Origin of the sequence: Marichromatium bheemlicum, assembly GCF_012276755.1 — a bacterium.
GTDB lineage: Bacteria > Pseudomonadota > Gammaproteobacteria > Chromatiales > Chromatiaceae > Marichromatium > Marichromatium bheemlicum.
The window spans coordinates 17076-41577 of sequence record NZ_JAAXKX010000022.1 but is presented as its reverse complement, the minus strand read 5'-3'; the positions used below and the strand labels follow the sequence as shown (position 1 = coordinate 41577).

The 24502-nt window shown below is 69.9% G+C and carries 20 protein-coding genes; 8 read left to right on the top strand and 12 right to left on the bottom strand.

From position 1 onward, the window contains the following. Nucleotides 1–6: 6 nt before the first annotated feature. The 5 genes from HF203_RS13400 to HF203_RS13380 form a co-directional block, all read right to left on the bottom strand. On the bottom strand, nucleotides 7–960 hold the full coding sequence (locus tag HF203_RS13400; protein WP_168670524.1) for a permease: 954 nt from the start codon (nucleotides 958–960) through the stop codon (nucleotides 7–9). Between the two features lie 192 nt (nucleotides 961–1152). Then, nucleotides 1153–2235: an ACR3 family arsenite efflux transporter gene (arsB, locus tag HF203_RS13395; protein WP_168670522.1), complete on the bottom strand. Its 1083-nt coding sequence runs from the start codon at nucleotides 2233–2235 to the stop codon at nucleotides 1153–1155. Between the two features lie 3 nt (nucleotides 2236–2238). Beyond that, the gene (locus HF203_RS13390; RefSeq protein WP_343043925.1) at nucleotides 2239–2748 is read right to left on the bottom strand and encodes an arsenate reductase ArsC; all 510 of its coding nucleotides are present in this window, start codon (nucleotides 2746–2748) and stop codon (nucleotides 2239–2241) included. Nucleotides 2749–2872: 124 nt separating this feature from the next. Continuing rightward, the gene (locus HF203_RS13385; RefSeq protein WP_168670520.1) at nucleotides 2873–3226 is read right to left on the bottom strand and encodes a metalloregulator ArsR/SmtB family transcription factor; all 354 of its coding nucleotides are present in this window, start codon (nucleotides 3224–3226) and stop codon (nucleotides 2873–2875) included. 176 nt (nucleotides 3227–3402) lie between these two features. After that, complete coding sequence (locus HF203_RS13380; protein WP_168670518.1) at nucleotides 3403–5412, bottom strand: acetoacetate--CoA ligase; 2010 nt, start codon at nucleotides 5410–5412, stop codon at nucleotides 3403–3405. Nucleotides 5413–5575: 163 nt separating this feature from the next. Between HF203_RS13380 and HF203_RS13375 the strand changes: the two genes are divergently transcribed. Further along, nucleotides 5576–6835 carry a hypothetical protein gene (locus HF203_RS13375; protein ID WP_168670516.1) on the top strand — a complete coding sequence of 420 codons (1260 nt, stop codon included), beginning with the start codon at nucleotides 5576–5578 and terminating at the stop codon, nucleotides 6833–6835. A gap of 85 nt (nucleotides 6836–6920) precedes the next feature. Further along, nucleotides 6921–7760: a class I SAM-dependent methyltransferase gene (locus HF203_RS13370; RefSeq protein ID WP_168670514.1), complete on the top strand. Its 840-nt coding sequence runs from the start codon at nucleotides 6921–6923 to the stop codon at nucleotides 7758–7760. Nucleotides 7761–7773: 13 nt separating this feature from the next. Here HF203_RS13370 and HF203_RS13365 read toward each other — a convergent pair whose 3' ends face one another. The 7 genes from HF203_RS13365 to HF203_RS13335 all read right to left on the bottom strand — a co-directional run bounded on the left by HF203_RS13365 (nucleotide 7774) and on the right by HF203_RS13335 (nucleotide 16145). Then, entirely contained in the window at nucleotides 7774–8664 is an 891-nt protein-coding gene (locus HF203_RS13365; protein ID WP_168670512.1) for a hydroxymethylglutaryl-CoA lyase, read from the bottom strand. After that, nucleotides 8661–9134 carry a MaoC family dehydratase gene (locus HF203_RS13360; RefSeq protein WP_062271329.1) on the bottom strand — a complete coding sequence of 158 codons (474 nt, stop codon included), beginning with the start codon at nucleotides 9132–9134 and terminating at the stop codon, nucleotides 8661–8663. Before HF203_RS13360 ends, HF203_RS13365 begins: the two co-directional genes overlap by 4 nt. A gap of 64 nt (nucleotides 9135–9198) precedes the next feature. Next, on the bottom strand, nucleotides 9199–11211 hold the full coding sequence (locus HF203_RS13355) for an acetyl-CoA carboxylase biotin carboxylase subunit (RefSeq protein ID WP_168670510.1): 2013 nt from the start codon (nucleotides 11209–11211) through the stop codon (nucleotides 9199–9201). A gap of 30 nt (nucleotides 11212–11241) precedes the next feature. Continuing rightward, complete coding sequence (locus HF203_RS13350) at nucleotides 11242–12042, bottom strand: enoyl-CoA hydratase-related protein (RefSeq protein WP_062271324.1); 801 nt, start codon at nucleotides 12040–12042, stop codon at nucleotides 11242–11244. Nucleotides 12043–12067: 25 nt separating this feature from the next. Beyond that, entirely contained in the window at nucleotides 12068–13675 is a 1608-nt protein-coding gene (locus HF203_RS13345) for a carboxyl transferase domain-containing protein (protein WP_062271321.1), read from the bottom strand. An 85-nt stretch (nucleotides 13676–13760) separates the two neighbouring features. Further along, complete coding sequence (locus HF203_RS13340; RefSeq protein ID WP_200189317.1) at nucleotides 13761–14924, bottom strand: isovaleryl-CoA dehydrogenase; 1164 nt, start codon at nucleotides 14922–14924, stop codon at nucleotides 13761–13763. A 771-nt stretch (nucleotides 14925–15695) separates the two neighbouring features. Then, entirely contained in the window at nucleotides 15696–16145 is a 450-nt protein-coding gene (locus HF203_RS13335; protein WP_168670508.1) for a MerR family transcriptional regulator, read from the bottom strand. Nucleotides 16146–16434: 289 nt separating this feature from the next. On the opposite strand from HF203_RS13335, the gene HF203_RS13330 reads away from it, so the two are divergent. The 6 genes from HF203_RS13330 (at nucleotide 16435) to HF203_RS13305 (ending at nucleotide 24386) form a co-directional block, all read left to right on the top strand. Continuing rightward, nucleotides 16435–18123: an AMP-binding protein gene (locus HF203_RS13330; protein ID WP_168670506.1), complete on the top strand. Its 1689-nt coding sequence runs from the start codon at nucleotides 16435–16437 to the stop codon at nucleotides 18121–18123. Between the two features lie 230 nt (nucleotides 18124–18353). Next, the gene (locus HF203_RS13325; protein WP_025275262.1) at nucleotides 18354–19160 is read left to right on the top strand and encodes an ABC transporter ATP-binding protein; all 807 of its coding nucleotides are present in this window, start codon (nucleotides 18354–18356) and stop codon (nucleotides 19158–19160) included. Further along, a complete protein-coding gene (locus HF203_RS13320) occupies nucleotides 19150–21129 on the top strand; it encodes an AMP-dependent synthetase/ligase (RefSeq protein ID WP_168670504.1) in 1980 nt (659 codons plus the stop codon). Before HF203_RS13325 ends, HF203_RS13320 begins: the two co-directional genes overlap by 11 nt. 2 nt (nucleotides 21130–21131) lie before the next feature. Beyond that, nucleotides 21132–22019 (top strand): branched-chain amino acid ABC transporter permease, encoded by an 888-nt coding sequence (locus tag HF203_RS13315; protein WP_005224230.1) that lies wholly within the window; start codon nucleotides 21132–21134, stop codon nucleotides 22017–22019. 4 nt (nucleotides 22020–22023) lie between these two features. After that, complete coding sequence (locus HF203_RS13310) at nucleotides 22024–23097, top strand: branched-chain amino acid ABC transporter permease (protein WP_168670502.1); 1074 nt, start codon at nucleotides 22024–22026, stop codon at nucleotides 23095–23097. Between the two features lie 41 nt (nucleotides 23098–23138). Continuing rightward, the gene (locus HF203_RS13305) at nucleotides 23139–24386 is read left to right on the top strand and encodes an ABC transporter substrate-binding protein (RefSeq protein WP_168670500.1); all 1248 of its coding nucleotides are present in this window, start codon (nucleotides 23139–23141) and stop codon (nucleotides 24384–24386) included. Nucleotides 24387–24502: the final 116 nt, after the last annotated feature.

The window sequence follows — 24502 nt, the reverse complement described above, 5'->3', positions numbered from 1 at the left end:
ATCTCCTCATGCAATCAGATTGAAGCCCCACCCGACCAGGGTGAAGGCGACGGCCAGCACTGCGGCGAACAGCGCCAGGGCCGGCCAGCGGATGACCTTGCGCAGGATCAGCAGCTCCGGCAGCGAGAGCGCCGCAACACTCATCATCAGCGCCAGGGTGGTGCCGATCGCCACGCCCTTGGTCAGCATCGCCTCGGCCACCGGGATGACGCCGGTGGCGTTGGCATAGAGCGGGATGCCCAGCAGCACCGCCGCCGGCACGCTGAACCAGTCGTCCCCGCCCAGGTGCTCGGTCACCCAGCCGGCGGGGACGAAGCCGTGGAAGAGGGCGCCGACGCCGATGCCGAGCAGCACCCAGCGCCAGATCCGCCCGACGATCTCGCGTACCTCGCCGAGCGCGTAGCGGTGGCGCCCACGCAGGCTGGTGTCGGGCTCGGCCATGGCCGTCTCTCCCATGCGGATCTTCCACACATAGTCCTCGACCCAGCGTTCGGGCCGGAAGGCCTGCATGGCGAGACCGCCGAACCAGGCTACGAGCAGCCCGGCGAGCACATAGAGCGCCGCGAGCTTCCAGCCCAGGACACCGACCAAGATGACGGCGGCGACCTCATTGATCATCGGGCTGGCGATGAGAAAGGAGAAGGTCACCCCGAGCGGGATACCGGCCTCGACGAAGCCGATGAACAGCGGCACCGACGAGCACGAGCAGAAGGGCGTCACCGCGCCCAGGGTGACGGCCATGCCGCGCGCCTGCCAGTCCGGTCGGCCACGCACGAAGGCGCGTACCCGCTCCGGTGAGAGCATGGCGCGCAACAGCCCCATGACATAGATCACCAACACCAGCAGGACGAAGATCTTGGCCACGTCCATGACGAAGAACTGCACCGCCGCGCCGCTGCGCGAGGCCGGCTCCAGCCCGAGCAGGCCGAAGGCGATGAGATCACCGAGTTGCTCAAACATGGGAGCCTGCTCGCGGTGAGCGGTGGGGATGGATACGGAGAGAAATGTTCATGTCTGTCTCTGAATGTGAAGAAAGGAACCACCAGGAGCGTCTTGTCCGTCGTCGTCGGTCATGCGGCCAGCCCCGCCACTGCAGGCTATAAGCTGGCGGCTGGCGGCTGGCGGCTGGCGGCTGGCGGCTGGCGGCTGGCTTCACGACCGTACCCGTGGCCCGCGCTCGTACCAGGCCCGGGTGCGGTTGACCACCCGCACCACCAGCAGCATCACCGGCACCTCGATCAGCACCCCGACCACGGTCGCGAGTGCGGCGCCGGACTCGAAGCCGAACAGCGCGATGGCCGCGGCGACGGCCAGCTCGAAGAAGTTGGAGGCACCGATCAGCGCCGAGGGGCAGGCGACGCTGTGACGCTCGCCGACGGTGCGATTGAGCCAGTAGGCCAGCGCCGAGTTGAAAAAGACCTGGATGAGGATCGGCACCGCCAGCAGCAGGATGATCAGCGGTGCGTCGATGATCGCCTGTCCCTGGAAGGCGAACAGCAGCACCAGGGTGGCGAGCAGCGCGAGGATCGAGGCGTGGCCGAGGGTCTCGAGGGTGGCCTCGAAGCGCGCGCTGCCGTGGCGCAGCAGTCGGCGCCGCCACCACTGGGCGATGATCACCGGCACCACGATATAGAGCGCCACCGAGGTCAGCAGCGTCTCCCAGGGCACCACGATCGACGACAGCCCTAGCAGCAGCCCGACGATGGGGGCGAAGGCGAACACCATGATGGCGTCGTTGAGCGCCACCTGCGAGAGGGTGAAATAGGGATCGCCCCCGGTCAGCCGGCTCCACACGAAGACCATCGCGGTGCAGGGCGCAGCGGCGAGCAGGATGAGCCCGGCGACATAGGCGTCGAGCTGCTCGGCCGGCAGCCAGGGCGCGAACAGCCCACGGATGAACAGCCAGGCGAGCAACGCCATGGAGAAGGGCTTGACCGCCCAGTTGACGAACAGGGTGACGCCGATGCCGCGCCAGTGCGTGCGCACCTGATGGAGGGCGCCGAAGTCGATCTTCATCAACATCGGGATGATCATCACCCAAATCAGCAGTCCCACCGGGATGTTGACCTGGGCGACCTCCAGCTTGCCGAGGAGCTGAAAGGGCGCCGGCGCCCATTGTCCGAGCCCGATGCCGATGAGGATGCAGAGCCCGACCCAGAGGGTCAGACCGCGCTCGAAGAGGCTCATCGGTGCGCCGCTCGCCTGTTTGGTGGAGACCTCGCACGGTACCGACATGACTTACTCCGATGGTGGCGTGATGGTGAGCCCCAGCGCCTCGGCCACCGCCGGCACCAGGCGCACGCGGATCTGGTCGCGGACCGCGATGAAGGCGTCCAGCGGCTCGCCGTGGGGGTCGTGGAAGGGGAGGTGGAGCCGGGGGAGCGGGCGCGGGAACATCGGGCACTGCTCGCGGGCGTTGTCGCAGACGCTGACCACCAGATCGAAGGGCTGGTCGAGCAGGGTGTCGACCGCCTTGGGATGGAGCCCCGCGGTCGGCAGCCCGGCCTCGGCAAGCGCGGCGATGGCCCCCTCGGCGACCCGGGGCTGTGGCCGGGTGCCGGCGGAGAGGGCGCGCACTCGATCGGCGAGATCGTGGTTGAGCAGCACCTCGGCCATCTGCGAGCGGCAGGCGTTGCCGGTACAGAGCACGAGCACGGTCTTGGCGGTGGCGTTCATGCAGGGATCCTCGATCTGATCCTTGGTGCCCGGTGTCGGGCGGGTGTCATGGCGGTTGAGGCGTGCGATCACGGTTTCTTAATATATGTAAAACCATATATTTGGTTTTGTGTATATTGCGGCGCGAACCTTGCCTTTCCCCGACTGCGATAACTGAGGTGGTTATCGGTGGCGACTCGATACCTGTCGGTGCCAGTCAGGCGCAGCGCGGCGCCGAGGGGCGCCCCGGCATGCTCGCCAGGTTGGCGGCGTCAGTGCTGAAGGGGGCCTGTCCGCGCACCCCGGCGAGGGTCTCGTTGAGGACTCGGCGCGCCCAGTCGGGGAGCGCCGGGTGGACGCGGTAGTAGACCCAGAGCCCGGCGCGCCGGTCGGCGACCAGCCCCAGCTCGCGCAGTTGGGCGAGATGGCGCGAGACGTGCGGTTGCGCTGACCCGGTGGCGTGGGTCAGCTCACAGACACACAGCTCGCCCTGTTCGAGCAACAGCACCACGCAACGCAATCGGGTGTCGTTGGACAGGGCAGCGAAGAGATCCGTCGGCTTGAGGTTCATGCCTATAAATATATGGCATTCGGTATATATGTCAAAGTGTATTTTGGGCGTCTCGTGAGGGAGGTGCGCTGTGCCGGGCGTAGGAACCTCTCCCTGTCAGGGGGGGGATGGTACGCGCGGGCGATCGACCATCGCCGAGTGGGGGGCTCGGCGATGGTGTGTCGTGCCGTTGGGGGTCAGACTGCGGCGGTCGGGGCGCTGGAGCGACGCGGCGCCGGCTCGGCGATCGCTGCGGCGATCTCGGTGAGCGCCTCGGGGTTGGCCAGGGCGTGGGCGTTGTCGCCGCCCGTCTCTCCCCGGAGCATGCGCGCGACCGCCAGCTCCACCTTCTTGCCGCTGCGGGTGTAGGGCACCTGGGAGACGGCGAGGATGCGCGCCGGGACGTGACGCGGGCTGGCGTTGGCGCGGATGCGCTGGCGGATGGTCTGGATCATCGCGGCATCGAGCGCGTGGCCCTCGGCCATCACCACCAGCAGCAGCACCTCGACGTCGCCATCGGGTAGTGGTGCGCCGACCACCAGGCTGTCGGCGATCTCGGGCAGGGTCTCGACCTGGCGATAGAGCTCGGCGGTGCCGATGCGCACCCCGCCGGGGTTGAGGGTGGCGTCGGCGCGGCCGTGGATGATGGCGCCGCCGTGTGCGGTGAACTCAACGAAATCACCGTGCGCCCAGACCCCGGGGAAGCGGCTGAAATAGGCATCGCGATAGCGGCTGCCGTCGGCGTCGTCCCAGAACCCCACCGGCATGCACGGCAGCGGGCTGAGACAGACCAGCTCGCCGTGTGCGCCCTTGGTGTCGCGCCCCTCGGGGTCGAAGGCGCGCACGTCGACGCCGAGCAGTCGGCAGGGGATCTCGCCGCGGCGTACCGCCACCAGCGGGCTGCCGCCGACGAAGCAGCCGCAGATGTCGGTGCCGCCGGAGATCGAGCTGAGCATCAGCTCGCGTCCGACCGCTTCGTAGACCCAGTCGTAGTCCTCGGCGAGCAGTGGCGAGCCGGTGGAGAAGAGCACGCGCAGCGCTGTGAGGTCGTGATCGGTGCCTGGGGTCAGCCCCTGTTTGCGACAGTTGCCGAGGTATTTGGCGCTGGTGCCGAAGTGGCTCACCCGCTCCTGCGCCAGCAGTGCCCACAGCCGCTCGAGCGAGGGCTGCGCCGGCGAGCCGTCGTAGAGCACCAGCCGCGCCCCGGTGAGCAGCGCCGAGGCCATCCAGTTCCACATCATCCAGCCGGTGGTGGTGAAGTAGCAGAGGCTGTCGCCGGGGCCGAGGTCGGCGTGCAGCAGCAGCTCCTTGCTGTGGTTGAGCAGCATTCCCGCGGCGCCGTGGACGATGCACTTGGGTACCCCGGTGGTGCCCGAGGAGTAGAGGATGTAGACCGGGTGGTCGGGCGGCAGCTGGACGAACTCGGGGACGTTGTCGGCGTGCGCGGTCAGGGCCTGTTCCCAGGGGACGAAGACCGGGTCGTCGGGGTGTGCGCTCCCGGGCAGCAGGGCGATCGAGAGCGCCCGCTCCAGCCCCGGCAGCGCGGCGGCAAGGGCGCGGTTCTGCGCGCCGCGGTCGTGGTCGCGGCCCTGATAGCGGTAGCCGGTGACCGTCAGCAGCACCTTGGGGCGGATTTGGCCGAAGCGATCGAGGATGGCGGCGGTGCCGAAGTCCGGCGAGGCCGAACTCCAGATCGCCCCCAGCCCGGTGGTGGCGAGCATCGCCACTAGCGCCTCGTGAGTATTGGCGACCACCCCGGCGACCCGGTCGCCGACGCCGACGCCCTGGGCGCGCAGCCAGCCCTGCAGGGCGCCGACCTGGGCGAGCAGCGCGCCGCGCCCGAGCCGCACGGTCGCGCGCGATTCGCTGACCTCGGTCACGCACTCCTGGGTATCGGGGGAGCGCAGGGCGTGACGCAGCAGGTTCTCGGCGAAATTGAGCCGCGCGCCCTCGAACCAGCCGCGCGCCGGCAGCCCGGGGTCGGCCAGCACCCGGGTGTAGCTGCGCGAGGCGATCACCCCGGTGAAACGCCACAGGCTCTCCCAGAATGCCTCGGGCTGGGTGATCGACCACTGGTGCAGTGCCCGATAGCCGACGAACCAGCCATAGTCGTGATCCGCGAGCCAGGCCAGATAACGCGCCATGGCGCTGTCGTTGAGCGCACGCGCATCCGGTTGCCAGAGGATCTCCGCCCGTTCCGTCGTCATTGTCTCGTCCTCCCTGAAGGATCTTCGAGCGCGAGTATTAACGTTTACGTCAACAAGTTCAATAGTTGACGTTAGCGTAAACGTAATTTAGCGTGTGCGCCGTTCGTGGTGGTGTCCACGGACCACGATAACCACAACGAGAGAGATTGCAGGAGGCATCTGAATGGACATCAGACCCGCCAGACTGGCGCTGCTCGGCCTGTTGGCTGCGCCCGCCGCAGCGGCCTTCGAGCGCGCCGTCGAGTACGAGTTCAGCGGTGACTTCGACGTTCGCACCTTCAATCGCGACCCCGGCCTCGGCGATACCCAGAGCGGCTTCGAGCAGCGCCTGCGGCTGCGCGGCAGCCTCACCCTCGACGACCGGGTGAGCCTCCATGCCGGGGTCAACCTCACCAACGACACCTGGCGCGGTGACGAGTCCGCCAAGGCGGTCGAGGACGAGGAGCCCTTCACCATCGGGCGCACCCACCGCACCGTCACCTTCGACTACGGCTATGTCGAGTTGCCCTTCGACGACTGGACGCTGCGCGTCGGCCGCCAGATCGCCAACTGGAACTTCGACATGACCGTCTCCGACGACCGTCGCGACCGCATCATGCTGCTCGGGCCGGTGGCCGAGGACATCACCTTCATCCTCGGTGGCGACCAGCGCCAGAACACCACCTACGACGACCGGCTCGACGATGGCTACCTGCTCTTCGCCGGGTTCGTCGGCAAGACCGCCGAGTGGTCCTGGGGGGCGCTGCTCGGCCACTACATCGGCGACGACGAGCGCGCCTTCGACGGCAGCTACCAGCCCGGCTATTTCTACACCCCGCGCAGCGGCACCCTGGTCTCGCCCTGGGCCCAGGGCATGCTCGGCCCGGTCGAGATCACCACCGGTGCACACTATCTCGGCGGCGGCGATGCGATCTTCACCAACAACACCTTCGCCGGCTTCCTGCGCGGCGGCTATCAAGCCACGCCCGAGCTGTTGTTCGAGGCCCAGGGCTTCTTCAACCTCGGCGGCTCGCTGATCGAGCCCGGCTTCGACAGCTTCTCCAGCCTCATCCACAACAGCCCGCGTCACAATGCCTCGGCCACCCGCATCCCGGCGCTCGATCTGACTGGCGTGGGTAAGGGGGAGCGCGAGCTTAGCGGCATCGACCAGGACTTCGACCGTTATCTGCTGGCGCTGCGCGGCAGCTACAGCCCGACCGACAAGTGGCGGCTGCAGCTGGCCGGGGGCTGGGTGCGCTACGATGGCCTGACCCGTGATCTCGACGAGGCCGAGGACGTGGTCTTCGGCGATGTCCAGCTGAGCTACCAGGTCACCCGCTCGACCCGGATCTGGGGCAGCTACGGTTATGCCGCGACCTCGGACCTGATCCCCGGGGTGGACAGCGTCGATGCGTTGAGCCTCAATCTACGGACCGAGTTCTGAGTGTGCCCGGTGCCCTCGCGTCTGCGGGGCCGGGCACCAGCCGCCCCGGCGACCTGCCGGGGGCGTTCATGGAGGAGCACGATTCATGTCCCAATCGACCTATGCTCGTTCGCTCGCGGCGCGCTATGCGCCGGAGGATCTACAACAGCGGCTGCGTGCGGCGCTATGCGAGGAGGCGCTCGACCCCGACCGGCTCGACTGCGACGACATCGCCGCCATTGACCAGCTCCACGTCGGCGGGCGCGAGGCCAGTCGCCGGCTGCTCGAGCGCGCCGGCGTCGAACCCGGCGCGCGGGTGCTCGACCTCGGTTGCGGCACCGGCGGCAGCGCCCGGCTGCTGATGGCCGAGTACGGCCTGCAGGTGACCGGGATCGACCTCACCGCCGGCTTCGTCGGGGTCGCCGGCTGGCTCACCCGCGCCACCGGCATGGCCGCGGCGGGCGACTTCGTCTGCGGCGACGCCCAGCGCCTGCCGTTTACCGAGGGCGCCTTCGACCTGATCTGGGCGCAGCACGTGCTGCTCAACGTCCCCGACATGATGCGGGTGCTGCTCGAGGCACAGCGGGTGCTGCGCCCCGGTGGCCGCATCCTGGTCCACGAGGTGGTCGCCGGCGGTGCCGAGGACGCGTTGCGCTTCCCGGTGCCCTGGGCCGACAGCCCGCGCCACAGTCATCTGCTCGAGCGCGAGGCGCTGATCGAGCGCTTCACCGGCCACGGCTTCCGCGCCGCGTTCGTCGACGACATCACCGCCGACGGGCTGCGCTGGCGCCAGAAGCACAGCGCGCGCGAGCGCCGTGACGGCGGCGCCGTGCTGGGACCGGCGCTGATCTTCGGCGAGGGCTTCGGCACCATGGCGAGCAACCTGATGGAGAACCTCGCCGCCGACCGCATCCGCATCCTCCAGGCCGGGTTCGTGCGGCGCTGAGCCGCCCGCGGCCTCAGTCGGCGGGGGCGAGGGCGCGCGCCAGGCGCGAGGGCGGGCGCCCGAGCCGCTCGCCGATCCAGCGTGCGGTCTCGACCAGCGCGGGGAGATCGACCCCGGTGTCGAAGCCGAGCCCGTGGAGCATGTAGACCACCTCCTCGGTGGCGACGTTGCCCGAGGCGCCGCGCGCGTAGGGACAGCCGCCGAGCCCGGCGACCGAGGCGTCGACGGTGCGTATCCCGGCCTCGATCACCGCGTGGAGGTTGGCCAGCGCCTGACCGTAGGTGTCGTGGAAGTGCGCCGCGAGCCGTGCCATCGGCACCCGCTCGGCCACCGTCTCGACCATCGCCCGCGCCTGTCCTGGGGTGCCGATGCCGATGGTGTCGCCGAGCGAGATCTCGGCACAGCCGAGCGCGGCCAGCCGCTCGGCCACCCGCGCCACCGCCGCCGGCGCGATCGCGCCCTCGTAGGGACAGCCGAGGGCGCAGGAGACATAGCCGCGCACCGGGATGTCGAGGGCGCCGGCGCGCGCGATCACCGGGGCGAAGCGCTCCAGGCTCTCGTCGATGCCGCAGTTGATGTTGCGCCGGGTGAAGGACTCGGAGGCGGCGGTGAACACCGCGATCTCGCGCGCCCCGGCCTCGAGCGCGCGCTCCAGCCCCTGGAGGTTGGGCACCAGCACCGGGTAGTGCATGCCCGGCGTCTGTTCGAGCGCGGCCATCAGCTCGGCATGATCGGCCATCTGCGGCACCCAGCGCGGCGAGACGAAGGCGGTCGGCTCGATCCAGCGCAGCCCGGCGGCGGCGAGCCGCGCGATCAGCTCCAGCTTGACTGCGGTCGCGACCGCCGTGGGCTCATTCTGCAGCCCGTCGCGCGGGCCGACCTCGACCACGCGTACCCGGCTCATGCCGCCGCCCCCGTGCCGCGGGCGCGCACCAGGATACTCGGGCAGACCTCGAGCACCGCCTCGTCGTGCTGGTTGAAGGCCCGCCAGCACACCCGGATCACCCCCCAGCCGGGACGCGAGCGCGACGGGGTGTTCTCCAGCACCTCGATCTCCAGACGGATGGCGTCGCCCGGTCGCACCGCCTTGATGAAGCGGATGCCCTCGGCGCCGAGACCGATCTGGCCCTCGGCCAGGCGCATCGGCGAGCGGATCGCCAACCCGGTCATCACCGCGATGGTGTGCCAGCCGCTGGCCACCAGCCCGTCGAAGAAGGTGTGACGCGCCGCCTCCGGGTCGGTGTGATAGGGCTGGGGGTCGAACTCGCGACCGAAGCGGATGATCTCCGTTTCGGTCAGGGTCACCGCCGCATCGTTGCGAAAGCGGGTGCCCGGGGGCAGGTCCTCCAAGTAATAGGTCGCGTCTTGTTCCATCGATACTGACTCCCTCGGATTGATGGCGCGCGCGGTGACGCACGCCGCTGTCGTCGGGGCCGGCTCAGTCGGTCGCCGGCTCGCCGATCACCACCAGCTCGCTGCCCTCGGCGACCTGATCGCCCTCGCCATAGTGCACCGTCTCGACCACGCCGGCGGCACTGGCACGGATCACCGTCTCCATCTTCATCGCCTCGAGCACCAGCAGTGCGTCGCCCTCGTCGACGTGCTCGCCGGGGCGGACGTGGACGGCGACGACGATGCCCGGCATCGGCGCGACCAGGCGGTTTTCCTCATGGGCGTCGTCCATGCCGGCGGCGAGCGGGTTGTGGACCACCAGGGTGCGGGTCTCCCCGGCCATCGCCACGGTCAGCTCGGCGCCGTCCTGCAGTACCCGCGCCTCGCTCTGGACCCCGTCGACGCGCAGCCGGATGTGACCCTCGGCGTCGAGCTGGCCGTCGACCGCGAGGGTCTCGCGCGGGGTCTCGAGCCGGAAGCCGTCGTCGCGATAGTGGGCGACCACGGTCAGGGTCTCGGCGCGCAGCGGGTCGATGAAGTGCAGGGTGCGGTGACAGTCGGTGTTGAGCCGCCAGCCGGAGGTCGCGTGCCAGGGCGAGTAGGGGTCGCTGGAGTCGGCCGCGCGCGCGCGCGCCTCGCGCTCGACGCCGAGCAGCTGGTGTAGGGTGGCGGCGGCGAGCATGCGACAGTCGGGGGCCGTCGGCGCGGCGAGCAGGGTGTCGCGGTGTTGCTCGATGAAGCCGGTGTCGAGTTGCGCGGCGGCGAAGGCCGGGTGCGCGGCGAGGCGCCCGAGCAGCCCGAGGTTGGTGCTGACCCCGACCACCACGAAGCCCTCGAGCGCCTGGCGCAGCCGCGCCAGCGCGCGGTCGCGGTCGCGGTCGTGGACGATCAGCTTGGCGATCATGGGGTCGTAGTGCACCGAGATGGTGTCGCCGGCGCGCACCCCGCTGTCGATGCGCACATGCGCGTCGGGCGGCGGCGTGAGCAGGTGGTGCAGGGTGCCGGTGGCGGGCATGAAGTCGCGCGCCGGGTCCTCGGCATAGACCCGCACCTCGAAGGCGTGACCGGCGATCGTCAGCTCCGACTGGCGCCGCGGCAGCGGCTCGCCGGCGGCGACGGCCAGTTGCCAGGCGACCAGGTCGGTGCCGGTGATCGCCTCGGTGACCGGGTGCTCGACCTGCAACCGGGTGTTCATCTCCATGAAGTAGCAGCGGCCCTCGGCGTCCATGATGAACTCCACGGTGCCGGCCCCGACATAGTCGATGGCGCGCGCCGCGGCGATCGCCGTCTCGCCGAGGTGCTGGCGCGCGCGTGCGTCGAGCCCAGGGGCCGGGGCCTCCTCGATCACCTTCTGGTGGCGACGCTGGATCGAGCAGTCGCGCTCGAACAGGTGCACCACCTCGCCGTGGCTGTCGGCGAACACCTGGACCTCGACGTGACGCGGCGTGAGCAGGTACTTCTCGATCAGCACCCGGTCGTCGCCGAAGGCCGAGCGCGCCTCGCGCCGGGCGGCGTCCAGCGCCTCGGCGAGGTCGGCCGGGGCGTCGACCCGGCGCATGCCCTTGCCGCCGCCACCGGCCGTGGCCTTGATCAGCACCGGATAGCCGATCTCCGCGGCCGCCGCGGCGAGGCGCTCGGGCGATTGGTCGTCGCCGTGGTAGCCGGGCACCACCGGCACCCCGGCCTCGATCATGATCGCCTTGGCCGCCTGCTTCGAGCCCATCGCCTCGATCGCCGCCGGCGGTGGACCGATGAACACCAGCCCGGCCTCGGCGCAGGCGCGGGCGAAGGCGGCGTTCTCGGCGAGGAAGCCGTAGCCGGGGTGGATCGCCTCGGCACCGGCGCGGCGCGCCACCTCGATGATGCGCGCGCCGTCGAGATAGCTCTCGCGCGCCGGTGCCGCGCCGATCGGCCAGGCCTCGTCGCACAGCGCGACGTGGCGGGCGTCGGCGTCGGCGGTGGAGTAGACGGCGACGGTGCGCACCCCGAGCGCGCGGCAGGTGCGGGCGATGCGGCAGGCGATCTCGCCGCGATTGGCGATCAGGATCTTGTCGAACATGTGCGATTCCCTGCGTGGTTGGACGGGGCCTCAGCCGGCGGGCGTCGTGCGCCAGCGCGGCGCGCGCTTGTCGAGGAAGGCGCCGAGGCCCTCCTGCGCCTCGGCGCCGACACGGATGCGGGCGATGCGGCGCGCCGTCTCCTCGACCAGCTCGGGACCGATCGGCTGGCCGTGCACGCGCCGGATCAGCGTCTTGGCCGCGGCCATCGCCTCGGGGCCGTTGGCGGCGAGCGCGGCGGTGATCTCGGCGATGCGCGCATCGAGCGCGGCGAGGTCCGGGCTGATGCCGTGGAGCAGGCCGATGCGCTCGGCCTCGGCGGCGTCGAAGCGCTCGGCGGTGAGCATGTAGCGGCTGGCCTGACGTGGCCCGATGGCGGCGATCACATAGGGCGCGATCACCGCCGGGATCAGCCCCAGGCGCACCTCGGTGAGGGCGAAGGCGGCGTCGGCGGTGGCGAAGGCCAGGTCGCAGGCGGCCACCAGCCCCAGCCCGCCGCCGATCGCCGCGCCCTGCACCCGGGCGAGGGTCGGCTTGGCGAGTCGGTGGAGGGTCGAGAGCAGCGCGCCGAGGGCGCGGGCGTCGGCCTGGTTGGCGGGCTCGTCGTAGTCGGCCATGCGCCGCATCCAGTCGATGTCGGCACCGGCCGAGAAGCTCGCGCCCTCGCCGCCGAGCACCACGCAACGCACCCGCTGGTCGCGCTCGAGGCCCTGCAGGGTCTCGGTCAGCTCGGCGATCAGGGCGTCGTCGAAGGCGTTGTGACGCTCGGGGCGGGCGAGGCGCAGCTGGGCCACGCCGGCCTCGATGCGCAGGCTGAGTCGGGTCTGTGGCATCGGGGTGGCTCCTGTGGGTGAATGCTCACATGCGGAACAGGCCGAAACGGGTCTCTTCGATCGGCGCGTTGAGGCTCGCCGAGAGCCCGAGCGCGAGCACCGTGCGGGTGTCGGCGGGGTCGATCACGCCGTCGTCCCACAGTCGCGCGGTGGCGTAGTAGGGGTGGCCCTGGCGCTCGTACTGCTCGAGGATCGGCTGCTTGAACGCCGCCTCCTCGTGCGCCGACCAGGACTCGCCGCGCGTCTCCAGGGTGTCGCGACGTACCTGCGCCATGACGTTGGCCGCCTGCTCACCGCCCATCACCGAGATGCGCGCGTTGGGCCACATCCACAGCAGTCGCGGCGAGTAGGCGCGCCCGCACATGCCGTAGTTGCCGGCGCCGAAGCTGCCGCCGATGATCACGGTGAACTTGGGCACCCGGGCGCAGGCCACGGCGGTGACCATCTTCGCCCCGGCCTTGGCGATGCCGCCGGACTCGTACTTGCGCCCGACCATGAAGCCGGTGATGTTCTGCAGGAAGATCAGCGGGATGCCGCGCTGGCTGCAGAGTTCGATGAAGTGGGTGCCCTTGAGCGCCGACTCCGAGAACAGCACCCCGTTGTTGGCGACGATGCCGACCGGATAGCCGTTGAGGTGGGCGAAGCCGCACACCAGGGTGGTGCCGTAGAGCGCCTTGAACTCGTCGAATTCGGAGCCGTCGACGATGCGCGCGATCACCTCGCGGACGTCGTAGGCGGTGCGGTTGTCGGGCGGGACGATGCCGCCGAGCTCGGCCGGGTCGTGACGCGGCGGGCGGCTGGGGCGGATCTCCAGCGGCATCGGCTTGGTGTGGTTGAGCCGGGACACGGCGCGGCGCGCCAGCCCCAGGGCGTGGGCGTCGTGGAGGGCGAAGTGGTCGGTCACCCCGGAGGTGCGCGAGTGCACCTCGGCGCCGCCGAGCGCCTCGGCGCTGACCGTCTCGCCGGTGGCCGCCTTCACCAGCGGCGGGCCGGCGAGGAAGATGGTGCCCTGTTCCTTGACGATGATGCTCTCCTCGGCCATCGCCGGCACATAGGCGCCGCCGGCGGTGCACGAGCCCATCACCACCGCGATCTGGGCGATGCCCTGCGCGGACATCACCGCCTGGTTGTAGAAGATGCGACCGAAGTGGTCACGGTCGGGGAAGACCTCGTCCTGGTTGGGCAGGTTGGCGCCGCCGGAGTCGACCAGATAGATGCAGGGCAGGCGGTTGTGTTGGGCGATCTCCTGGGCGCGCAGGTGTTTCTTCAGGGTCAGCGGGTAGTAGGTGCCGCCCTTCACCGTGGCGTCGTTGGCCACGATCATGCACTCGCGCCCGCACACCCGACCGATCCCGGTGATGATCCCGGCCGAGGGCACGGCGTCGTCGTAGAGCCCGAGCGCGGCGAGCTGCGAGAGTTCGAGGAAGGGTGAGCCCGGGTCGACCAGGACCTCGATGCGCTCGCGCGGCAGCAGCTTGCCGCGTTCGAGATGGCGCGCCCGCGCCCGCTCGCTGCCGCCGGCGGCGACCGCGGCGACGCGCGCGCGCAGGTCGGCGACCAGCGCGTCCATCGCCTCGCGGTTGGCGCGGAAGGTCTCCGAACGCGGATCGATCTTGCTCTTGATGACATTCATCGGTTGTCCCTGACCCTGATGCTTCGCGCGTGTCCGACGGCGAGGTCGGGCTGTCCTCCTCGTCCCCCGCCGTCCTCCCTCGGCCTCAGGCCGTCTCCCTGAACAGCTCGCGGCCGATCAGCATGCGCCGGATCTCCGAGGTGCCGGCGCCGATCTCGTAGAGCTTGGCGTCGCGCAGCAACCGCCCGGTGGGGTACTCGTTGATGTAGCCGTTGCCGCCGAGGCACTGGATTGCGTCGAGCGCCATCGCGGTGGCGCGCTCGGCGCTGTAGAGGATGGCGCCGGCGGCGTCCTTGCGCGTGGTGCGGCCAAGGTCGCAGGCGCGGCCCACGGCATAGACGTAGGCGCGACAGGCGTTGAGGTTGGTGTACATGTCGGCGAGCTTGGCCTGGATCAGCTGGAACTCGCCGATCGGCTGGCCGAACTGCTCGCGCTCGTGGACATAGGGCAGCACCACGTCGAGACAGGCGGCCATGATCCCCAACGGCCCACCGGCGAGCACCGCGCGCTCGTAGTCGAGCCCGGACATCAGCACCCGCACCCCGCCGCCCTCGCTGCCGAGCACGTTCTCGACCGGCACCTCGCAGTCCTCGAACACCAGCTCGCAGGTGTTGGAGCCGCGCATGCCGAGCTTGTCGAGCTTCTGCGCGGTGGAGAAACCGGGCATGTCGCGCTCGACGATGAAAGTGGTGATGCCGCGCGAGCCGGCCTCGGGGTCGGTCTTGGCGTAGACCACCAGGGTGTCGGCGTCGGGGCCGTTGGTGATCCACATCTTGTTGCCGTTGAGGATGTAGCGATCACCCTCGCGGCGTGCGCGCAGCCGCATGCCGACCACGTCGGAGCCGGCGCCGGGCTCGGACATCGCCAGGGCGCCGACGTGCTCGCCGCTGATCAGCTTGGGCAGATAGCGGGCCTTCTGCTCGGGGGTGCCGTTGCGCCGGATCTGGTTGACGCAGAGGTTGGAGTGGGCGCCGTAGGAGAGGGCGACCGCGGCCGAGGCGCGCGAGAGTTCCTCCATGGTGACGATATGGGCGAGATAGCCCATACCGGTGCCGCCGTCGTCCTCGTCGACGGTGAGACCGAGCAGCCCGAGGTCGCCGAACTTGCGCCAGAGGTCGGCGGGGAAGGCGTTGTCGTGATCGATGGCGGCGGCGCGCGGGGCGATCTCGGCGGCGGCGAACTCGGCCACCGCGCTGCGCAACATCTCGACCTCCTCACCGAGGTCGAAGTCCAGGGTCGGGAACTGCATCATGCGCGTGTCCTCCGTTGACGGATCGGTGCGCCGGGGGGCGGTCCTCGACCGGCCTTCGGCGTGGCGGCGCGGGGCGCGCGTCCTCGCTCGCGTCCAGACGCGGTCCGGGCGCATCCCTGCGGTTAAGGTCGATGCTAAATAACGTTGACGTAAACGTCAATAGGGGGAGCGACCAGCCATCAGCGACCAGTCGCCAGCCGCCAGTCGGCAGTCGCGGCTGGGCGTAGTTTGCGGGGAGGGGCGGGGTTCGGTGGGATCAGGCCGCCATGATTTCACCGGAGCCACCAGCCACCAGTGCTGCTGCTACGTGCTCGCGGTTCGCAGAGATGTTTGATGGCCTGCGAGGCAGCTGGGTCTCGCTGCTCTGACGGCTGGTGGCTGGAAGCCACCATCGCATCTGCTATGACCTCACGGTTCGAGCGACACCCGATGACCTGCGAGGTGTCCGAATCCCGCTGACTGGCGGCTGGAAGCTGGTCGCTGGTGGCAGGTAGTCGTGCCTCGACCACCAGCGCCGTTACTACGTCCTCGCGGTTCGAGCGACGCCCGATGGCCTGCGAGGTGTCCGAATCCCGCTGACTGGTGGCTGGAAGCTGGCGGCTGGTCGCTGGTCGCTGGTCGCTGGTCGCTGGAAACCGTGCCTTGACCGCCATCGCCGCTACTACGTCTTCACGGCTCGATCGACGCCCGATGACCTGCGAGGTGTCCGGATCCCGCTGACTGGAGGCTGGTCGCTGACAGCTGGCCGCTGAGCCCTGGCCGCTACCCCTACGACGCAATCCGCTGTGCACCGTTGCGTTCGCGCTCCTGCTGTTCGAGCAGCTGTTGGCAGTGGGCGTAGGACTGTTCGAGTTCGCGCATGGTCGCCTCCAGGTCGTCGCGCTGCTGGAGTAGGTGCTGGCGCTTCTCGTCGAGCACCGAGAGGTAGTAGCGCAGTTGTTGCGCCTCGCCGTGGGCCTCGTCGTAGAGGTCGAAGGCCTCGCGCATCTCGGCGAGGGTGAAGCCGAGGCGCTTGCCACGCAGGATCAGCTTGAGCCGGGCGCGGTCGCGACGGCGATAGAGCCGACGCGAGCCGACCCGGGTTGGCGAGAGCAGGCCCTGATCCTCGTAGAAGCGGATGGTGCGGGTGGTGATGTCGAACTCGCGGGCCAGCTCGCCGATGGTGTAGGTGGTGCCGCCGGGCTCCTGTTCGGGTTGGGGCTTGGTCGATGTGCTCATGCGCCAGGGGTTCTCCTGCAAGGGTGTCATGTCTTTGTTGTTGACGTTAACGTCGCTTTTCCGCCTCGGGCGCTGGTGGGGGCGGGGCGGTGCTGGGTCAACCGGCTATTCTACGCAATCTCTGCGCTGAATCGATGATGAAGGGTGGTGCCGTGCCAACCCCGACGAACGTGTGAGAAAATAGTTGACGTGGACGTAAACGGCAAATAGATTCTATCCCAGCGGCAGGATCCGCATCGAGACCGAGACGCCCGCCACGCCGTCAGACAACCTTCTCAGGAGGAGCCAGATGGATCAGCTTCGGCGCAGTTATGTGCACGGGACCGCAACGCAGACGCTCCAGGGGGTGACGGTCGGCGACTGTCTGAGACGACTCGCTGAGACCCGGCCAGAGGGACTGGCGCTGGTCGATCGGGGGCGGGATGCGCGGCTCGACTGGCGCGGGCTCGATGCCCGGGTCGATCGGCTCGCCGCCGGGCTGCTCGAACTCGGCTTCGTCGCCGGCGACCGCATCGCGGTGTGTACCGGCAACCGCATCGAGTGGACCCTGGTGCAGTTGGCCACCGCGCGGCTGGGGATGATCCTGGTGAGCCTCAACCCGGCGCTGCGCCCGGCCGAGCTGGAGCGCGCCCTGGCGCTGGTCGGGGCACGCGCGCTGGTGGTCGAGCAGCGCATCCGCGAGACCGACTATCCGCCGCTGCTCGCCGAGCTGCTGCCGGAGCTGGCGACGGCCGGTGAGGCGCCACTGGCGGCCCAGGCGCTGCCCGCGCTCGAACGGGTGATCCGTCTCGACGACGAGGCCTGGCCGGGCACCGTCGCCTTCTCCACGCTGCTCGTCGAGCCCGCCCCCGAGACCCTGGAGCGGGTGCGCGCGCTCGCCGCTGCGGTCGACCCCGACGACCCGGTCAACATCCAGTTCAGCAACGCCACCGGCGGCCCGCCGGCCGGCGCCACCCTGACCCATCACAACATCGTCAACAACGGCCTGATGGTGGGGCGCCAGCTCGGGCTCGGCGCCGCCGACCGGGTGTGCATCCCGGTGCCGCTCTATCACTGCTTCGGCATGGTGATGGGCAACATGGCCTGTCTGCTGCACGGTAGCGCCATGGTCTATCCGGGGCCGGGGTTCGACCCGCTCGCCACCCTGGAGGCGGTCGCCGCTGAGTCCTGCACCGCGCTCTACGGGGTGCCGGCGATGTTCAAGGCGATGCTCGATCACCCCCGCGCCGAGACCTTCGACCCCGGCCGACTGCGCACCGGCATCATGGCCGGCGCGCCCTGTCCGCCCGAGACCATGGATCAGGTGAGACGTCGCCTGGGGATGGCCGAGGTGACCATCGCCTACGGCATGACCGAGTCCTCGCCGGTCTCCTTCATGAGCGCCCCGGACGACCCGGTCGAGCGGCGGCTGCAGACGGTCGGGCGCATCGGCCCGCACCTCGAGGCCAAGGTGATCGACGACGCCGGGCGCATCCGCCCGGTCGGCGAGCCCGGCGAGCTGTGCGTGCGCGGCTACAGCCTGATGCGCGGCTACTGGGACGACCCCGAGCTGACCGCGCGGGTGATCGACGAGGCCGGTTGGCTGCACACCGGCGATCTCGCGGTGCTCGATGCCGAGGGCTATTGCCGCATCGTCGGCGGGGTCAAGGACACCATCATCCGCGGCGGCGAGAACATCCACCCCGAGGAGGTCGAGCGCTTCCTCGAGACCCACCCGGCGGTGCGCGCGGCGGTGGTCGTCGGGGTGCCCGACGCGCGCCTCGGCGAGGTGGTGTGCGCCTGCGTCGAGCTGCAGCCGGGCGCGAGCCTCGAACCCGAGGCGCTGCGCGAGTACTGCAAGGACCAGATCGCCTACTTCAAGGTGCCGCGCTATGTGCGTCTCTATCCGCAGCTGCCGCGCAGCACTGGGCGGGCGCTCAAGACCATGCTGCGCGAGCAGAGCATCGCCGCGCTCGGGCGCGCCGAGGAGACCGGTTGATCGCGTGAGCGACGGGCGGCGCCGGGAGGGCGCCGCGGGGCCGGGCACGCGCCCCGGCCCAGTGCACCGGCCACGCCACGGAGGGCGGCGGGCCGGTCTCTCCCCGACCGGGCCGCGCCCGGTCCGATCCGCGAGCCATGACGACGACGCCCGCCGTGCGAGCGGGCGCGCTCCCCTGCACCCATGACAGGGGCGCCGAGACACACGAGGAGAGCAGGGAGGACACAGGCGTGACGACGACGCGACAGGACCATGATCCCGACGAGGTGATACTCGAATGCGCCGCGGTCAGCCGCTGGTTCGGCGGACTGCAGGCGCTCAAGGGGATCGATTTGCACATCCACCGGGGCGAGATCTTCGGCCTGGTCGGTCCCAACGGCTCGGGCAAGACCACCCTGGTCAACGCCATCACCGGCTTCTATCCGCCGCAGCAGGGCGAGATCCGCTATCGCGGCGAGCGCATCAGCGGGCTCAAGCCCCACCGCATCGCCCGCAAGGGGGTGGCGCGCACCTTCCAGAACGTGGCGCTGTTTCGCGGGCTGAGCGTGCTCGACAACATCCTCCTCGGGCGCCACCTGTTCATGCGCCCGAGCATCCTCGGCGCGGCCTTCTACTGGTGGTGGGCCGAGCGCGAGGAGGTCGCCCACCGGGTGCGGGTCGAGGAGGTGATCGACCTGCTCCAGCTCGAGAGCGTGCGCGACGAGCCGGTCGACGTCATCCCGCTGGGGATGCAAAAGCGCGTCGAGCTGGCGCGCGCGCTCTGTGCCGAGCCCGGTTTCCTGGTGCTCGACGAGCCGATGGCGGGGATGAACCAGGAGGAGAAGGAGTACATGGTGCGCTTCATCCTCGATGCGCGCGACGCCATGGGCACCACCATGCTGCTCATCGAGCACCACATGGACGTGGTCACCGCCATCTGCAACCGCGCGGTGGTGCTCAACAACGGCGAGAAGATCGCCGAGGGACCGACCCGCGAGGCGATCAACGATCCCACCGTGGTCGCGGCCTATATCGGGAGGGTGAAGGATGCAGCCTGAACAGCGCCAGCCGCACGCGATCGGGGACATCGCGCTGCACCCGCACTGGCAGTCCCACGACCATCTCATCCACTGGCTGGTGTACAACGCCGAGCACCACGGTCACGAGGTGGCGCTGCGCGAGCGTCGGCGCGGCATCTGGCAGGGCTACACCTGGCGCCAGTACCTCGACGAGGTGCTGGCGCTGGCCGCCGGGCTCGAGGCCCTGGGGGTCGAGCCCGGCGATCGGGTGCTGGTGATCGGCGACAACCGCCCGGCGCTCTACTTCGGCATGCTCGCGGCCATCGCGCTGCGCGCGCTGCCCTCGCCGGCCTATCCCGACACCCCGCCCGAGGAGCTGCGCGGCCAGCTCGAGGCCGAGTCGATCCGTTGCGCCCTGGTCGAGGACCAGGAGCAGGTCGACAAGCTCTTGACGATCCGCGTGGCCGGCTACGGGGCGCTCGATCACATCCTCTACGACGACCCGCGCGGGCTGGAGCAGGCCCCACCGCCGGGCGCCCGGGCGATCGCGGCGCTGAGCGCACAGGGCCGCGCGCGCTTCAGCGCCGAGCCGGGACTGCGCGCGGCGCTGCAGGAGCGCACCAGCGTCCATGCCCCGGCGGTGCTGCTGCACTCCTCCGGCACCACCGGGCGGCCCAAGGGTATCCCGCTCAAGCACGGCCACATCATCGCGGCGGTGCGCAACGCCTCGCGCGCCGGTTACTTCCGCGAGGGCGAGGTGCACATGGCCTATCTGCCGATGGCCTGGGTGGGGGACTTCATCTTCTCGGTCGGCGCGGCGATCCTGCTGCGCTTCTGTGTCCACATCCCCGAGCAGCAGGAGACCGCGCTCCACGACCTGCGCGAGATCGCCCCGACGCTCTACTTCGGCTCGCCGCGCGCCTGGTCGAGCATGCTCACCCGCATCCAGGTCGGCATCAAGGAGTCGAGTCCGCTCAAGCGCGCGCTCTATGCCCACTTCATGCCCTTCGCCGAGCGGCTCGAACGCGATCGTCTGGAGGGCCGGCGTCCGGCGCCGTGGCGGCGGCTGTGGCGCGGGGTGGGGGAGGTGCTGATGTTCGGCCCGCTTAAGGACCAGCTCGGGCTGCGGCGGGTGGCGCGCCCCTATACCGCCGGCGACGCCATGGGCGAGGACGTGTTCCTGTTCTTCCGCGCGCTCGGGCTCGACCTGCGTCAGTTCTATGGCCAGACCGAGAACTGCGCGCTGTGCGTGGCCCAGGACCCGGGCTCGGTGAGCCTGCACACCGCCGGGCGGCCCTTCCCCGGGGTGGAGCTGCGCATCAGCGACGAGGGCGAGATCCTGATGCGCGCCGACAACGTCTTCGACGGCTATTTCGACAACCCCGAGGCCACCGCCGAGACCCTGCGCGCGGGCTGGATGCACACCGGCGACGCCGGCCAGCTCGAGGCCGACGGTCAGCTGGTGGTGCTCGGACGGCTCTCCGAGGTGGTCTACACCAACACCGGCGAGCGCTTCATCCCGACCTATATCGAGAACCGGCTGAAGTTCAGCGACTACATCCGCGAGGCCTGCGTGCTCGGGCGCGAGCGCGATTTCCTCGCCGCGCTGGTGGTGATCGACAGCGAGGCGGTGGGGCACTGGGCGCAGATCAACGGCGTGCCCTATACCTCCTTCGCCGATCTGTCGCAGAAGCCCGAGGTCTATGCGCTGGTGCGCGCCGAGGTGGCGCGGGTCAACGCGCTGCTGCCGCCGGCGCTGGCGATCCGCAGCTTCGTCAACCTGCACAAGGCGTTCGATCCCGACGACGGCGAGGTCACCCGCACCCGCAAGCTGCGCCGCGACGTCATCGACGCCCACTATGCGCCGATCATCGAGTCGCTCTACGCCGGACGCGACTCGATCGAGTACGAGGCCCGGATCGGTTACGAGACCGGCGCCTCCGGCACCCTCAAGCGTCACCTGGCCATCGCCCGGGTGAACGCCGACCGCATCGCCGAGGAGGCCTGAGCATGGATATCGCATTCCTCATCGAACTGACCATCAACGGCGCCCTGACCGGGCTGATGTACGGCCTGGTCGCGCTCGGCATCGTGCTGATCTACAAGTCCTCCGGGGTGCCCAACCTCGCCCAGGGGGCGATGGTGATGATCGCCGCCTATCTGGTGTGGATGGTCGCCGGCTGGCTCGGTGCGCCGGTGGTGGTGGCGCTGCTGGTGGCCGTGCTCGGCATGTTCCTGTTCGGCATGCTCACCGAGCGGGTGCTGCTGCGGCGCATGGTCGGGCAGCCGATCATCATGGTGGTGATGCTCACCCTCGGGCTCGAGAGCCTGCTGCGCGGCCTCGGTCCGGGGCTGCTCGGCGCCGCGCCGAAGAGCCTGGATCTCGGCATCGACATGATGCCGATCATCGTCGGCGACGTGTTCATCAACCGCGAGTACCTGATCGGCGGGGCGATCGGCGCGCTGATGATCGGGCTGGCGCTGTTCTTCTTCCGCACCCGCCTCGGCACCAAGCTGCTGGCCGTCTCCGACGATCACGTCTCGAGCTGGTCGGTGGGGATCTCGGTGGAGCGCGCGGTGGCCGTCTCCTGGGGGCTCGCCGGGGTCGCAGCGGTGGCCGCCGGGGTGATGTGGGGCTCGGTGCAGGGCGTCGACTGGAGCCTGACCACGCTGCTCTTCCCGGCGGTGGCGGTGGTCATCCTCGGCGGGCTCGACAGCATCCACGGGGTGCTGGTCGCGGGGCTGGTCGTCGGCATCCTCGGCAGCGTCGTCCCCGGCTATGTCGATCCCCTGGTCGGTGGCGGCACCCGTGATGTGGTGACCTCGCTGATCATCCTGCTCACCATCCTGTTCCGCCCCCACGGCATCTTCGGGCGGGAAGAGATCGAGAGGGTCTGAGATCATGTTCTATCGTCAATCCGGCATCCATCACACCCGCTACGCCGCCACCCGCAAGCTGTGGCCGCTGGCCGCCGACCGCCGCCTGCTCGGCGGGCTGCTCGCCCTGGCGCTGCTCGCGCCGCTGCTGCTGCCCGAGCTGTATCTCAACAGCTATCTCGCGCCCTGGCTGATCTGGACTGCGGCGGCGCTGTCGCTGACCCTGCTGATGGGGATCGCCGGTCAGCTCCACTTCGGCTTCGCCGCGGTGATGGCCATCGGCGCCTACACCAGCATCCATCTCGCCCGCGCCGGGGTGCCCTTCGAGCTGGCGCTGATCGGCGCGGGGCTGGCCGCGGCGCTGATCGGCTGCGTCTTCGGCGCCGCCGCGCTGCGCGTCAAGGGGCTCTATCTGGTGATGGCGACCCTGGCGATGCAGTACCTGGTCTCCTGGGTGATCATCAACGTCCCGGTGATCTCGGGCGGAGCGCAGGCCACCCTCGCCACCCCCGAGGTGCGACTGCTGTTCATCCCCCTCGACGGCGACACCGCGCTCTACTACACCGCGCTCGGCTGGACGCTGATCTGCACCCTGCTGCTGCTCAACATCAAGCGCAGCAGCGTCGGGCGGGCGCTGGTGGCGGTGCGCGACAAGGACTTCGCCGCCGCCGTGATCGGCGTCGACCCGCTGCGCTACAAGCTGCTGGCCTTCTTCACCAGCTCCTTCCTCGGTGGTGTCAGCGGCGCCATCCTCGCCTTCTGCTACTACCAGGCGGTGACCCCGGAGCAGTTCGGTTTCAACGTCTCCATCCAGCTGGTGGCGATGGTGCTGGTCGGCGGTCTGGGCAGCGTGATCGGGGCCTATCTCGGCGCCGGTTTCATCCTGCTGCTGCCGATCGTGCTCACCAACCTGCTGGCCTGGGTGGCGGGGCTGGAGCTGTTCCCGGTCTCCTTCAACCTCATCGCCCACATTCCGCTGATGGTCTACGGCGCGCTGATCATCGCGGTGATCCTGTTCGAGCCGTTGGGGTTGGCGAAGATCTACGACAACATCCGCAAGTACTTCCTGGTCTGGCCCTTCCGCCACGCCCAGCGCTGATCGACACCCACGACAACGACGAGACAAGGAGGACCCCATCGATGAAGAAGACATGGTTGAGCGGCCTGCTCGGCGCCTGTAGCGCCCTGGCCCTGGGCGCGAGTCTCGCCAACGTGCCCGACAAGGAGCCGGTGCGCTTTGCGCTGCTGCAGGACTTCACCGCCGTCTACACCTTCCTCACCAACGAGTACAACCAGGGCCAGCAGGACTATCTGCGTTTGGTCAACGCCCGCGGCGGGCTCGATGGCCACCCCGTCGAGGCGCTGGTGCGCGACACCGCCAACGAGCCCCAGCGCGGCATCGAGGCCTACAACCGCGCCCGCGGTGACGGCGCGGTGCTGGTCGACTTCCTCAGCACCCCGGTGTCGCGCGCGGCGGTCAACCGCGTGCTCGAGGACGAGGTGGTGATGATCACCCCGCTGCACGGTCGCGGTGACGCCAGCCACGGCGAGACCTTCCCCTTCGTCTTCCCGATGATGGCGACCTACTGGTCGCAGGCGGCGATCCTCGCCGACTATATCGACACCGAACTCGGCGGGCTCGCCGGCAAGCGCATCGCCCTGGTGCACATCGACTCGCCCTTCGGGCGCGAGCCGGTGCCGGTGCTCGAGACCCTGGCCGCGCGCCACGGCTTCGAGCTGCGCGCCTTCGCCTATCCCAGCCCCGGCACCGAGCAGTCGGCGACCTGGTCCGACGTGCGTCGCTACCGGCCCGACCAGGTGCTGATCTGGGGCGCCGGCAGCGGCCAGCAGGTCTCGGTGCGCGAGGCCATCCGCAACGGCATCCGCCCCGAGCACATCCTCTCGGTGGTGTGGCTGGCCGAGGCCGACGCCGAGCACCTCGGCAAGCACATGACCGGGGTCAAGCGCTACGAGGCGGTCGCCCCCGGACGCGAGTTGCCGGTGATCCAGGCGATCCTCGACGAGGTGGTGGCCAAGGGCGAGGGCAGTGGGCCCGAGGAGAACGTCGGTTCGAGCTACTACAACATCGGCGTGGCGACCATGGCGGTGGCGGTCGAGGCCGCGCGCCTGGCGCTCGCCGAGTACGGCGCGCCGCTCACCGGCGACAAGCTGCGCCGCGGCTTCGAGCAGATCAGCAACTTCGACGCCGAGGGGCTGATGCCGCCGCTGAGCTTCAGCGCCACCGACCACCAGGGCGGCGGTTTCGGTCGGGTGTCGCGCTGGGACGGCGGCGCCTGGGTGCCGGTCACCGAGTGGCGCAGCGTCTATCAGGACATCGTCTGGGACGAGATCGAGAAGGACGCCGCGGGCTTCCGCGACGGGCGCTGAGTCGGCGCGGGCGGGGCCGGGCGCCCCGTCCGCGACCGTGCGCGAGGGGGCCGGCGCGCGTCGTCGGCGCCGATCGAACCCGACCGGCCTGTCCGGTCGACCAAGGAGAGAGCGAG